7 protein-coding genes are annotated in these 14,648 nt (G+C 40.8%); all 7 read left to right on the top strand.

What is annotated here, in order from left to right:
* Positions 1–175 precede the first annotated feature (175 nt).
* The gene (locus DHD80_RS11800) at positions 176–1,426 is read left to right on the top strand and encodes an HlyD family efflux transporter periplasmic adaptor subunit (protein ID WP_251741384.1); all 1,251 of its coding nucleotides are present in this window, start codon (positions 176–178) and stop codon (positions 1,424–1,426) included.
* Between the two features lie 120 nt (positions 1,427–1,546).
* Positions 1,547–2,224, top strand: a complete 678-nt coding sequence (locus DHD80_RS11805; protein ID WP_251741385.1) for an ABC transporter ATP-binding protein — start codon at positions 1,547–1,549, stop codon at positions 2,222–2,224.
* Positions 2,225–2,255: 31 nt separating this feature from the next.
* A complete protein-coding gene (locus tag DHD80_RS11810) occupies positions 2,256–4,688 on the top strand; it encodes an ABC transporter permease (protein ID WP_251741386.1) in 2,433 nt (810 codons plus the stop codon).
* Positions 4,689–4,819: 131 nt separating this feature from the next.
* A complete protein-coding gene (locus DHD80_RS11815; protein WP_251741387.1) occupies positions 4,820–7,198 on the top strand; it encodes an ABC transporter permease in 2,379 nt (792 codons plus the stop codon).
* Between the two features lie 101 nt (positions 7,199–7,299).
* The gene (locus DHD80_RS11820; RefSeq protein ID WP_251741388.1) at positions 7,300–9,612 is read left to right on the top strand and encodes an ABC transporter permease; all 2,313 of its coding nucleotides are present in this window, start codon (positions 7,300–7,302) and stop codon (positions 9,610–9,612) included.
* Between the two features lie 38 nt (positions 9,613–9,650).
* Positions 9,651–12,068 carry an FtsX-like permease family protein gene (locus DHD80_RS11825; RefSeq protein WP_251741389.1) on the top strand — a complete coding sequence of 806 codons (2,418 nt, stop codon included), beginning with the start codon at positions 9,651–9,653 and terminating at the stop codon, positions 12,066–12,068.
* Positions 12,069–12,182: 114 nt separating this feature from the next.
* A complete protein-coding gene (locus DHD80_RS11830; protein ID WP_251741390.1) occupies positions 12,183–14,630 on the top strand; it encodes an FtsX-like permease family protein in 2,448 nt (815 codons plus the stop codon).
* Positions 14,631–14,648 lie beyond the last annotated feature (18 nt).

Genomic DNA, 14,648 nt, shown 5'->3' on the forward strand with positions numbered 1-14,648 from the left:
GGTCGCCTTTCAAAAGGGGAAATATTCCGAAGAATGAAATTGTATTATCACCGAACACATAGTGTATCAATATCGAACACCCAAACCTATTAATTTTAAATCAGTTAACTGATTTACAGTAATTTATATTTACGGCACCATATTATATATAAACTAAGCGGAAACAAATATTTTTATGGACATACCTTTAGAAAAAAAACGCTTTACACGTAAGAAAATAGGAATTATAGTCGGCTGTGTGGTTATTGCTGCTTTGATCCTTTTTGTGCTGTTTTCTTCTACAGGAAATTCCAGGCTCAATGTGGAAAAAGAACGCATTACCATAAGCGAAGTCCAGAAAGGCAATTTTCAGGAAAATATTCCGGTGAACGGTGTGGTACTTCCCATTAAAACAATTTACCTCGATGCCATGGAAGGTGGCCGTGTAGAAGAACGCTTTGTAGAGGATGGAGCGATGATGAAAAAAGGTGAACCCATCATTAGATTGTCAAATACCGATTTGGAACTGAGCCTGGTGAATCAGGAAACCCAGGTTTACAACCTCCTTACACAAATGCAAATCTCACAAAATGCAGCCAGACAAAACACCATTAATAAGCGGAACAATCTTACCGATGTGGAAAACAATTTGATCGAAGCAAAACGTAAATATCTGCTGAATAAAAAACTACTGGAGAAAGGAGCGATTGGTCGACAGGATTATATAGAATCTGAAAATAATTTCAATTATCAGAAAGAAAAATTTCATCTGGCTAATGAAGTTTTGGCGCAGGATTCACTTTCCAGCAAACAGGAATCCCAACAAGCCACTGAATCTTATGTGCGTACCCGAAAAGCCCTGGAGTTAATGCGTAGAAAAGTGGGTGATCTGGTGGTGAAAGCCCCGGTCGATGGGCAGCTTACCGCACTGGATGCTGAAATTGGCCAATCCAAGCAAAAAGGTGAACGTCTGGGGCAGATCGATGTGGTGAGCGGTTATAAGGTTCGCGCCGAAATTGATGAACATTATATTTCCAGGATTTTTAACGGGCAGCGTGGCTCCTTCGATTTCAATGGAAAGACTTACGATCTGGAAATAAAGAAAGTATATACCCAGGTTTCCAACGGAAGGTTTCAGGTAGATATGCATTTTATGGAGGGAGTCCCGGAAAATATTCGTCGTGGGCAAAGCCTGCAGATCAAGCTGGCGCTAAGTCAGGAAAAAGAAGCCATACTCGTATCCAAAGGAGGATTTTTTCAGCAAACCGGAGGAAACTGGATTTTTAAAGTTTCAGAAAATGGGGAGAGCGCGTATAAAACACCTATAAAATTAGGAAGCCAGAATACCGAATACTATGAAGTGCTGGAAGGAATAAAGCCCGGCGACAGGGTGATCACTTCCAGCTATTCTAATTTTGGGGATATTGAGGAGTTGGTTTTGAATTAGCCCTTCCCCAGCCCTACCCCAAGGGGAGGGAGTAATAAAACCCTTCCGTCCGCCATTGGCGGACACCTTCCCTGGGAGGGAAGGATTATAAAATATATAAATTAAAAATTTTAGTATAAGATGATAAAAATCACCAACCTCGAAAAATATTATAAAACCGAAGAAGTGCAAACCATCGCCCTTAACAAACTCTCTTTTGAAGTAAAAGAAGGGGAATTCGCTGCCATCATGGGCCCTTCAGGTTGCGGAAAATCCACCTTACTCAATATTCTAGGTTTGCTTGACGATCCTGATGGTGGGAGCTATTTGTTCAACGGGATTGAAGTTGCCGGTTATAACGAAAGAAAAAGAGCCCAGCTCAGAAAGCACAATATCGGCTTTGTATTCCAGAGCTTTAACCTCATCGACGAATTAAGCGTTTTCGAGAACGTGGAACTTCCGTTAATCTATACCGGAGTAAAACCAGCGGAAAGAAAAGAACGTGTTCATGCCGTGCTGGAAAAAATGCAGATCATGCACAGAAGAAAACATTTTCCGCAGCAATTATCGGGAGGGCAACAGCAACGGGTTGCCGTAGCCAGGGCAGTGGTAAACAATCCCAAACTTATTTTAGCAGATGAGCCCACGGGAAACCTGGACAGTAGTAATGGGAACGAGGTAATGGATCTTTTAACAGAACTCAACGAAGCGGGGACCACCATCATCATGGTTACGCACAGCGAACACGACGCAAAATTCAGCCATCGAATCATCAGGATGCTGGACGGTCAAAAAGTGACCGAAAATGTATTAGTCTAAGGGGATCATTCATCAATCAAAAAACGATTAAATGTTCAGAAATTATGTAAAAATAGCATTCAGAAGCCTAAAAAAGCAACCCTTTTTTACCTTGATAAATACGCTGGGGCTTGCAATAGGAATGGCTGGTGGTTTACTAATCGCGCTCTACATTTATGAGGAGCTGAATTATGATAACATGTTCGCAGATGCAGACCGCATCTATAGAATAGATATGGAAATTAAATTTGGTGGCGCAGAGATTAAAAGCGGCGAAACAGCTCCACCGATGGCTGCAACCTTAAAGAAAGATTTTCCGGAAGTTAAAAATACTGTTCGGTTTAGAACTCTTGGTAGCAACCTTTTAAGGAGCACTGAAAAAACAACCAATATCAAAGAGCTTTCTACCACTTATGTGGATTCTACCTTTTTTAACATGTTCGGGCTTGAGCTCATTAACGGTAACAAAGAATCGGCATTGAAAGAAACCAATACGCTGGTTATGACCAGAACGGCAGCAGAAAATCATTTTGGTAGTGTAGATATTGTAGGAAAGAGTCTTTTAGTAAATAATGAAGAGACCTATATAGTAACCGGTGTGATGGAGGATCTTCCCGAAAACTCCTTTCTAAAGGATTACAGCATCTTTATGGCCATGGCGGGAAATGTGGCCTCCCGGGAAAACATTTGGGGCAACAATAATTACTTCACGTTTGTAAAACTATCGCCAGAAACCCGTCTGGATAATTTTCAGCTACAACTGGAAGGGATGGTTGAAAAATATGTGCTGCCTTGGGCCAAAAAGACGTTCCCAGGTATGACCGCAGAATCTTTTGCAGCGTCCGGAAATTACATTAGGTATCATACTATCCCGTTGACGGATATTCATCTATATTCTGATAATCAAAATGAAATGGGCGAGAAAGGTACGATCCAAAACGTCTATATTCTATCATTCATTGGATTCTTCCTTATTTTTCTGGCCTGTGTGAATTTCATGAACCTATCCACTGCTCATTCCCTGAAAAGAGCCAAGGAAGTAGGAATACGCAAGACACTGGGGTCCAATAGGCTTCAGTTAATAGTGCAATTCCTAGCAGAATCCGGATTGGTTGTTTTTGCCTCAATGATTCTGGCAATTATAATAGCTTTTATTGCATTGCCATTTTTTAATGATCTGGCTGGCAGGAATATTAGTATACCTTTTACAGAGCCTTTATTCTATGTTACTATTTTACTCATCACGATACTTCTCGGTCTCTTTTCTGGAAGTTATCCAGCATTTATAATCTCCCGGTTTATTCCCGTAGACACACTCAAAGGAAACGGAATGAAGAACAATAGTAAGTGGAATATTAGAAGCATGCTTGTGGTATTTCAGTTTGGGATTGCTGTGTTTTTGATTGTTGGCACCCTTGTTGTTTTTCAACAATTAAAATTTATACAAAATAAGGATCTGGGTTTTGACCAAGAACAGGTTTTAGTGATCAATGACACGTATGCCGCTGGACAACAGCTCAATGCTTTTAAACAAGATGTTCTCAATTTGAGCGCCGTAAAGAATGCTACAGTGAGCAGTTTTATGCCCACTCCCTCCTCCCGATCCAACAGTTCATTTTTTAAGGAAAGCGCCATGGATCAGCAATATGCCATCCAAATGCAAACTTGGGATGTCGATGACGACTATTTAACTACTTTAAGTTTGGAGTTGATAGCTGGTCGCGATTTCAATAATCAATCTGCCGCTGATTCTACTGCCATTATAATAAATGAATCCACATTAGCGACGCTGGGACTAACTGCAGAGGAAGCTCTTGGAACAAGAATAACGCAAGAAGTTGAAAGTATAAACCCTGAATTTTATCATATCATAGGTATCATTAAAGATTTTCATTATGAATCCTTGCGAGAGAATGTAAATGCGCTGGGACTCTTCTTGAACAGATCTACAGGCTGCATGGCCATCAAGTTGCAAACAGATGATTTCGCCCGCGTCATTTCCAGCATCGAAAGCATTTGGATGAAAAGAGCTCCTGGACAGCCTTTTAATTATCGTTTTATGGATGACGCATTTGAAACCTCCTACAAAGAAGAGCGTCGTCTGGGCAGCATTTTTATGGTATTTACTGGCTTATCCATTTTTATAGCCTGTCTGGGTCTTTTTGGCCTTGCAGCATTCAACGCCCAGAATAGAACCAAGGAAATAGGAGTACGCAAGGTATTGGGAGCCAGCGTGAGCCAGATAACTATTGGGTTGACAACGGACTTTCTAAAACTTGTGGCCATCGCTACTCTAATTGCGTTGCCATTTGGCTGGTATTTTATGAATATCTGGTTAGAGGATTTTTCGTATCGCATACAGATAGGCTGGGAAATAATGGTCTTTTCGGCCTTATTAGTCATAAGCGTGGCTATAATTACAGTAAGCTATCAAAGTATTAAAGCGGCACTAGCCAATCCAGTAAAAAGTTTAAGGACGGAGTAACCAAGCCCCCTCTAACTCCCCCAAAGGGGGAGGATTTAGACTCAGGCGTAAGTTGACAAGTAGGCGAAAATAATAGAGGTAAAATCCTGCAAGGTTTGGCAAACTTTGTAGGTGTTTAAAACTTAGAAACAATGTTTAAGAATTATTTTAAAATTGCGTGGAGAAATATTTGGCGGCATCGCGGGTTTTCCTTTTTAAACATCAGTGGGCTCGCCATTGGAATGACCGCCGGATTTTTAGTCTTGCTCTATGTAAATTTTGAGCTAAGTTACGATGAGATGCATGAAAAAGGCGACCGTATTTATAGAGTGGTAGCAGACATTGATACGCCTTCTGAAAAAATAGAGGCTAATATGGCGGCTTGGCCTGTAGGCCCCAATCTACAGCGGGAGTTTCCAGAAATCATTGCCGCAACGCGGGTTTTGACGGCTGAGCTACCTGTGCAACGGGGAAGCCTCAAATTTGTCGAACCTTTGGCGGTAGCTGTGGATTCTACATTTTTTGAAATTTTTGATTTTCAGCTTTTAGAAGGGGACAAAGATGAGGTTTTGACAAATCCTAATAGTCTTGTCTTATCCGAGACAACGGCAAAAAAATACTTTGGCGAGGAGGATCCTATGGGAAAAACCCTTAAAATTCAAGACCAAGGAATTGCTGCGAAAGTCACTGGTATCATGAAAGATATTCCCGAGAACTCGCATATTCAGGCAGATTTACTCATCTCTATGATTACGATCACCCAGCCTCCCAATGATTATGATGTACAATGGGGAAATTATGGGCCATCTATATATATTCTTACATCAAAAGGAACAAGTGCTGAGTCACTACAATCAAAATTCCCAGCATTTTTAGAGGAAAAAACCGGAGATGGCATGAGGGAAGACAAAATGTTTGTTTCCTTATTTTTAGAACCCTTAAATGAAGTTTACCTACATTCTACCCGAGGTGGTGCCATTACCGGGAGTATGAGCAATGTCTATATTTTTTCGATCATAGGACTTTTCATCCTTTTGATCGCGGCCATCAACTTTATCAATTTGACAACGGCACGTTCCGTGGAGCGAGCCAAAGAGGTCGGGATACGCAAGGTGGTGGGTGCGGAAAAAAACCAACTCGTCCTGCAGTTCATGGGCGAGTCCATCATAATTTGCCTGATCGCCTTCGTGCTTACCGTAGGCCTGACTACCTTAAGCCTCCCTTATTTTAACACCTTAGCGGGAAAAACAGTGAGTTCGGGCATCTTTTCCAATCCTGAAAATATCGCCTATCTGCTACTGCTCGCACTGGGCATAGGCTTGGTCGCTGGTATTTATCCAGCAATTGTACTTTCTTCATTTCGACCCCTCAGGGTGCTGAAAGGTCAATTTGCTTCAGGAAATAAGGGGATATTGCTCCGCAAAGGACTTGTGATCACACAGTTTACCATTTCAATTGCGTTAATAATAGGAACAATTGTGATCTATAACCAGATGCAGTTTATGCGTAATCAGGAATTGGGTTTTGACAAATCACAAACTATCATTTTAGATACTGATTCCAGCCTAATTCTCGAACCGCTTAAAAATGAGATAAGTCTTCTTCGAGGGGTAATCTCTACCAGTTTTGGTTCTAGCGTACCCGGTGCAGGCAATAATGCTGCTTATTCTGAAATAGAGAATATAAACGGGGATATGCAGGTGGCCAATCTAGATCTCTACTTTGTTGATGACGCCTATATCCCCCAGTTCAACTTTAAGGTGGTTGCAGGCAGGGCATTTTCTAAGGACTTTGCCTCCGATTCCACGCAGGCAATGATCATTAATGAGAAAGCTGTGCAGCTTTTGGGCTATAACAACCCCGAAGGGGCGATTGGCGCAAAATACGACCAGTGGGGAAGTAAGGGCCAAATCATAGGTGTGGTTCAGGATTTTCATTTTCGCTCCCTTCAGGAGGAAATCAAACCTCTTACCATGCGTATGGATCGTAATGCCACAAACCTTTTGGTCATCAAAGCGCACCCACAAAACCTGAAACAGACTTTGGCCTCCATAGAAAACACGTGGAATACCATAGTACCAGGCGAACCGTTCAACTATTACTTTATGGATGAGTTCTTTGACAGGCAATACCGTACCGAGGAACGTTTTGGCAACCTCTTCCTTAATTTTGCCCTACTTGCCATTTTCATCAGCTGTCTAGGACTTTTAGGACTCACAGCTTACAGCACCATACAACGCAAAAGGGAGATAGGTATCCGGAAAGTTATCGGGGCTAGCGTGTCTAGTATTGTTAACCTGCTTTCAAAGGAATTTATAAAACTCGTAGCCATCGCCTTCTTAATCGCAACGCCTATTGCTTGGTATGCAATGCATAATTGGCTGGAAGATTTTGCCTACCGTATTGAGATCAACTGGTTTGTATTTGTGTTAGCTGGATTGATGGCAATTCTCATTGCTATTGTAACGGTAAGCTTTCAAGCGATAAAAGCCGCCATCGCAAATCCGGTAAAAAGTTTAAGGACAGAATAAAAAATATTAGTTACCTGGGTTATTATAGACCCGGCATAAAATAATGAGTTATGTTAAAACACACCATATTACTTTTCTTGCGCAACATTAAAAGGCATAAAATGGCTTTTTTGATAAATAGTGCGGGCCTTTCTACGGGTCTGGCAGGTGTCCTCCTAATTTTTCTTTGGGTACGTGATGAACAAAATGTAGATCAATTTCATCAAAATGATGCACGCCTTTTTGAAGTTATAACACATTATCAAGAACCAAATGGAAACATAGGAACGGGAAATTTTACATCTGGGCTTTTGGCAGAGACACTTCCCAACGACATGCCAGAAATTGAACTCATGGTAGCAAGCCGGGTTTTGGACGATGGTATGAACGTTTCTATAGGCAGGAATAGCCTGAAAGCAAGAGTGCAATATGCAAGTGAGGATTATTTTAAAATGTTTTCTTATGATTTGTTGCAGGGGATCACGGATCAGGTACTTAAAAATAAAAATTCCATAGTCTTATCAGATCAAATGGCTATTAAACTTTTTGGCACGACCCAAGATGTTGTTGGAAAATTCTTGGAACTGGGACAAGATAAAAAATACCAGGTTTCAGGTGTTTTTAAGGAAACTCAGCCCAACTCCTCCATTCAGTTTGATCTTGTGTTGCCATTCGAAGCGTACAAGGAAAACAATAATCTCGCAACAAACTGGGAAGCCAATACAGTCCAGAGTTACATCGTCTTAAAAGAGGGTACGGACATCAATAATTTCAATAAGAAAATAGCTGACTATGCTTATAATAAAACAACTGAGGCAAGTCCGTTTACCATTGCGTTAAGAAAGTACTCTGATGCCTATTTATACGGAAAGTACGAAAATGGCAAACAGGTGGGGGGTCGTATAGAATACGTAAGGCTATTTTCCTTAATAGCACTGTTCATATTGATAATAGCCAGCATTAATTTTATGAATCTTTCCACGGCAAATGCTTCCAGGAGGCTTCGGGAAATCGGAGTGAAAAAAACATTTGGCGCAAAGCGAGGAGATTTGATTTTTCAATTTTTGGGAGAATCGGTATGTATGGCTTTACTATCCCTTCTGGGTGCCTTGGTGCTAGTTTGGATTACTATGCCGCAGTTCAATGAAGTCACCGGAAAACAACTGGAATTTGATTTCAATTTCCCCTTAATTGTGACCATCCTAGCAATTACCTTGCTCACTGGGATTATCGCCGGTAGCTATCCAGCACTCTATCTTTCAGCTTTCAAACCAATAAAAGTTTTGAAGGGAAAAATCAATAATTCTTTTGGTGAAATATGGATAAGAAAGGGATTGGTGGTATTTCAGTTTGCTCTTTCTATCCTGCTCATTGTTGGGGTAGTGGTTGTCTATAAGCAAATTGAGTTTGTCCAAAACAAAAACTTGGGATACGATAGGGAAAACGTCTTATATGTTGATATTGAAGGAAAGATTGAAGAAAATCTTGAAACTTTTCTAGAACAAGCAAGGAATATTCCAGGAATTATAAATGCTGGGAGCATAGGAGACCATTTGGTAGGCGGAGATTTAAATGGATGGATCATTGATGAATGGGAAGGTAAAGATAAAACTGACAGGACTTCCTTTCAAATGAGGGCAGTAAGTACGGAAATGATAGAAACCCTGGGAATTAAAATGAAATCGGGAAGGACTTTTTCAAATGATTTCAGTACAGATAATTCAAAAATCATTTTCAATGAGGCCGCCATTGAATATATGGGTCTCGAAGATCCCATTGGCAAGACCATTTCTATTCAAGGAACACAACTGGAGATATTGGGGGTATCGAAAAACTTTCATTTTGCCTCGCTACATGAAAAGGTGAATCCCTTATTCTTTGTCTTGCAGCCTTCCTGGACAGACAAGGTTATGGTAAAAATAGAAACGGCAAATGTAAATAAGACTATTAAAAATTTCGAAGAACTTTATCGATCCTTTAATTCAGGCTTTCCGTTTGAGTACCACTTCCTTGATGAAGCATACGAGGCACAGTACGTTGCAGAACAAAGAGTTGCAACACTTTCTAAATATTTTGGTGGGCTTGCCATTTTAATTTCTTGTTTAGGCCTTTTTGGTCTGGCCGCTTTTACCGCTGAGCGAAGAAAAAAGGAAATTGGTATTCGAAAGGTATTGGGGCAGAGTGCTTCCCAGGTGACTATGATGCTCTCCGGTCAATTTGCTCAACTGGTATTAATATCAATTTTAATAGCCCTCCCCATCGCATTTCTATTAGCTGACGATTGGCTTTCAGATTTTGCGTATCGAATCCCGCTGAAAGTGTGGTACTTCTTGGGAGCAGGATTGATTGCTTTGCTGATAGCTATGCTAACAGTTGTGAGTCAGTCCATTAGGGCGGCATTGGCAAACCCGGTTAATAGTTTAAGAACCGAATAATATTATTTGACCTGCAAGGTCTTTAAAGCATCAGAATTATGATTAGGAATTATTTAAAAATAGCATGGCGGAGCCTCCGGAAAGAGAAGACCTTTACTTTTCTCAATGTTTTCGGACTTTCAGTTGCATTTGGGGCAGCGATCCTGCTTTCTATCTATTCGCTTTTTGAACTTTCCTTCAATAAGTTTCATGACAATGTAGATTCTCTCTATCAGGTTTACCATACAGAATATACCGCAAAAGGGCCTGAAGCAGGAATTGCCAATCCAATTCCATTTGCTGCTGCGTTCAAAGAGGAAATTCCGGGAGTTGAGAAAATTACCAGGTTTAATGGCGGCGGAGTACTCGCAAGTATTGGTGATAACCAGGTTCATTTACAATCTGCCTTCGTGGATCCTGAATTCTTTTCAATATTCACGTTTCCGGTCTTAAAAGGAGATAAAAACCCGGTTTCCGGTAAATCTGAGGTTGCCCTTACCGAAAAAGCGGCAAAAACACTTTTTGGGAACGAAGCAGCGCTAGGTAAAACTTTACATATTTTCATTGGTGAAAAGGAAGTTCCGTTTACGGTAACTTCTATTATTAAAAATATTCCTACGGAAAGCAATATCGAATTCAGTATCGCGCTAAATTTTGAAAGCCAGTCCCATCACGCCTATGGAAGAAATATAGGCAGGTGGGATAATTCCAATCACGAAGTATATATGCAATTGGCTGATGGGATTTCCCCTACTCAATTTGAGAAATCTACCCGAGATTTTTCAAAACTGCATTATGCAGATATCATTACTAATGCCAAAAGGGATGGGGCACAGCCCGGCGAGGATGGGCAATATATTCAGCAACGCCTTTTATCTGTTAAAGATCTGAATTTTGTGAAAATCGAAAATGGTTTAGCTACACCCAATAGAACCTATCCTTATCTGATCTTAGGGATCGCTTTTCTTATACTATTCATTGCCAGCGTGAATTTCATTAATATGAATATTGCTAAAAGTTCACAGCGGCTTCGTGAAATTGGAATGCGAAAAACGCTGGGAGCCAGTAAAAGTCAGTTATTCTTCCAGTTTTGGGGAGAAAGTATTCTTGTTTTTCTAAGCGCCATGCTTTTAGGGGTTTTAACCGCTTATCTTTTTATAGAGCCCTTTCAAACATTATTCAATACAAGAGCCTCTTTCAGCAACGTTATTGGTTTTCAAAGTCTCACAGGTTTTATTATTTCTCTAATGATTATCACGCTTATTGCCGGCGGGTATCCTGCCATGCTTTTAAGCAAATTAGGCACTTTAAAAGCCTTAAAAGGAAAGATCCAGGTAAATGGGGGAAACCAATTGCGAAATGCGCTCATCGTAGTTCAGTTCAGCATTGCAATCCTTTTGATAAGTGGAACACTGGTTCTCTGGAATCAGCTTCAGTTTATGCGGAATAAAGATCTCGGATTTAATAAAGAGCAGGTGATCTCTTTTCCGCTGAACGGAAAAAAAGATGACTTCCGCACCATGCAATCACTTCGGAATGAATTACGCAATCAGCCCGAAATTTTAAGCATTACCGCAGGCAATAATATCCTGGGAATCGGAAAAGATAATAGCATTTCTACCAGCGTGATGGGTTTTGAACATAAAGGAAGGGTGGTAAAAACCAATATCCTTATGGTTGATCATGATTATGTGGAAACTGTAGGTCTGGAATTGCTCAAAGGCAGAAGTTTTGATGCTTCCCGTCCTTCAGATACCCTCTCTGTCATCATCAATGAAGCCATGGCCCAAGAATTAAATGAAAATGAAATTTTAAGTTCCAGTATTAACATAGATGATAGCCTTCAGCACTCAATAATTGGAGTGGTAAAAGATTATAATTTTCAGGCTCTGGACAAAGAAATCGAACCCCTTACGCTGTTTTTAAAGCCTCATTGGAATTTAAAATATGCCTTCGTGAAAGTTGGACCTCAAAACCTCACCAATTCGTTTAATGAAGTAAAACAAGCCTGGAATAAAATAGAACCAAATGTTGAATTTCTAGGATCATTTCTGGATGAGAATATAGACCGTACCCTGGAAAAAGAACGAAATATGACCACGATGATCACCAGCGGATCTGTGATCGCGATCATTTTAAGTTGTGTAGGCTTATTTGCGATTTCACTATTAGTTGTGTCCCAACGCAGAAAAGAAATAGGAATTCGAAAAGTGGTTGGCGCCAGTGTTGGGAAAATAACCATCATGCTTACTTCAGATTTTTTAAAGTTAGTTGGAATTGCTTTTTTAATAGCGACGCCCATCGCCTGGTATTTCAGTCGGGAGTGGCTTCAGAATTACCCATACAGGATGGATTTAAATTTATTAATTTTCCTATATGCCGGAATCATCGCATTGATCATCGCCATTCTAACTGTAAGTTTTAGAACGATTCGGGCTGCGATGCAAAACCCGGTAAAGAGTTTAAGGGCGGAATAAGAAGCCCCAGCCCCCTCTGCCCTGACGGGCATCTCCCCCGAAGGGGGAGAAAAACTGAAGAACTAAACTCCTGCAAGGTTTTAGAAACCTTGTAGGTCTGAAAAACATAAAACCATGATCAGAAATTATATAAAGATAGCGTGGAGAAACCTTTGGAAAAACAAAGTATTCTCGTTGATCAATATCATTAGCCTTTCCATAGGCCTGAGCGCGTCTTTGGTGATTGGAATGATGGTTTATTATGATTTTACATTCGATAAGTTTCATCCTGATGGCGATCGTATTTACCGGGTTACAAGTAAATACACCAATCCGGAAAGCACCTCTTTCAACCCCGGCATTCCAGCTCCATTAGTCGACGCCGTTAAAAACGAGGTTTCAGGAATCGAAACGGTCGCATTTTTTCATCAGTTTAAATTAGTAAATGTTGGCTTGCCACAAAGCAAAACGGAATTTAAAGAACAGGATTTTGTCATTTTTACCGATCAAAGCTATTTTGATCTTTTCAATTACAAATGGCTGGCTGGATCACGGCAAAACCCATTGTCCAACCCCAACGAGGTTGTTCTCACCGAGAGCAGGGCAAAACTCTATTTCCCTAACCTGGCACCCTCCCAAATGCTTGGGCAAAGACTTACGTATAACGACTCCACATCTGCTGTAATTACCGGGATCGTGGCAAATTTTAAAGAACGAACAGATATTGTATTTCAGGAATTCCTTTCATTAAAAACATCGCCCCAAACAGCCCTGAACAATCGGATAAACAACAGCAACTGGCACGGCACCTGGGGCACATCGCAACTCTGGATAAAACTTAAAGAAGGAACATTAGCTGGCAGTTTTCAAGGACAACTCAATGAGCTGGCCCTAGAGCATGATGATAAAGAATCTGTTAAATTTGGTTCTACCCGTGAGTTTTATGCCCAATCTTTAAGCAATCTACATTTCAACGATAACTTTGGTATCTACGATCCAAATAAGGCCGTAGCAGACAAGGATGTCCTGATTATGCTCAGCTTTGTAGCATTGTTTTTACTGTTGCTGGGTTGTGCGAACTTTATAAACCTCAACACGGCGCAGGCTGCACAAAGGGCCAAAGAAATAGGTATCAGAAAAACTTTGGGCGGCTCTACAGGTCAACTCATTTCCCAGTTTTTGGGTGAAACCTTTTTATTGACGGTTATTGCTGGAATTGTTTCCTTATTTCTAGTGGTTTGGCTAATAAAAATCTTCGATGATTTTATTGCAGATGGTATAACCCTCACGCTTTTACAGGATCCGTATTTATTGGGGTTTGTGGGTGTTTTACTTATTATGGTAACCTTGCTCGCAGGCTTTTATCCAGGCGTGGTACTTTCAAAATTCCAGCCTGCCCGTGTATTAAAAGGACAGAATATAGCAGCCGGGGGTAAAAGTGGCCTACGCCAGTTTTTGACTATCTTCCAGTTTACTATTGCCTTTATTTTTATCATCTCCACTTTTCTGGTTGGAAAACAGATCAATTTCCTGATCAATAAAGATATGGGGTTTAAAACTGAATCGGTTGCTTCTATCCAAACGCCCGGGAAGGACGAAACTGTTGATAGCAGGAAACTACTCGTGCAAAAATTAGAGACCATTCCGCATCTTGAAAAGGTTGGTATGGGCGGGCCGCCTCCTGCCTCATTTGATAATGCCTCAACCTCTTTTATTAATAAGGAAGGTACTGTGGAAACCCAAACCAGTGTCAAGTTACTATTTGGTGATTCAGAGTATTTAAACATATATGAAATCCCCTTGTTGGTAGGTCGGGAACCCTTGAATGACACCATTCGCGAGGCAGTCTTAAATTTGACAGCCATTGAAAAAATGGGTTTCAAAAACGCTGAAGAAGCCGTGAATAAAACGGTTACTTCAGGCGGGACACCTTATTTGATTTCGGGAGTGATGGCCGATTTCAACCAGGGTACGCTCAAAGGGGAAATAGAACCTATGGCTTTTGTAGGGGATATCTGGAGGGCTTATTCCACAGGCTTTGATATGGTTCATTTTAGCCTGCCTGCCGGTAGTTCTAAAAACATGAGTGCTATCCTTGCTCAAGTAGAAAATAAATACAAAGAGGTATATCCATCCGATGACATAGAACTCGAATTTATGGATGAAACCATATTAAAATTTTACAATAAGGAACGTAGCATGTCAAAGTTACTCGACTGGGCCATGGGATTATCTGTTTTGATAAGTTGTTTGGGATTATTGGGCCTTGTTATCTACACCACGGAACGTCGTGTAAAAGAAATAGGCATTCGAAAAGTATTAGGAGCCTCCATCGTGCAACTCAATGCATTACTATGTAAAGATTTTGTGCTATTGATCCTGATAGCATTTGCCATTGCAGCACCTATCGCCTATTGGGCACTGAATGATTGGTTGCAGGATTTTGCCAATAGAACAGAACTGAGTTGGTGGATTTTTGCCGGTAGTGGAATGGCTATAATTGCTTTGGCACTTGTTATCATGAGTATTAAAACGATAGCCACGGCGATGCGGAACCCTGTAAAAAGCTTAAGAACGGAATAGCCCCCTCCCCCTGGCGGG

It is taken from the genome of Gramella sp. AN32 (genome assembly GCF_023718305.1).
Taxonomy (GTDB): Bacteria; Bacteroidota; Bacteroidia; order Flavobacteriales; family Flavobacteriaceae; genus Christiangramia; species Christiangramia antarctica.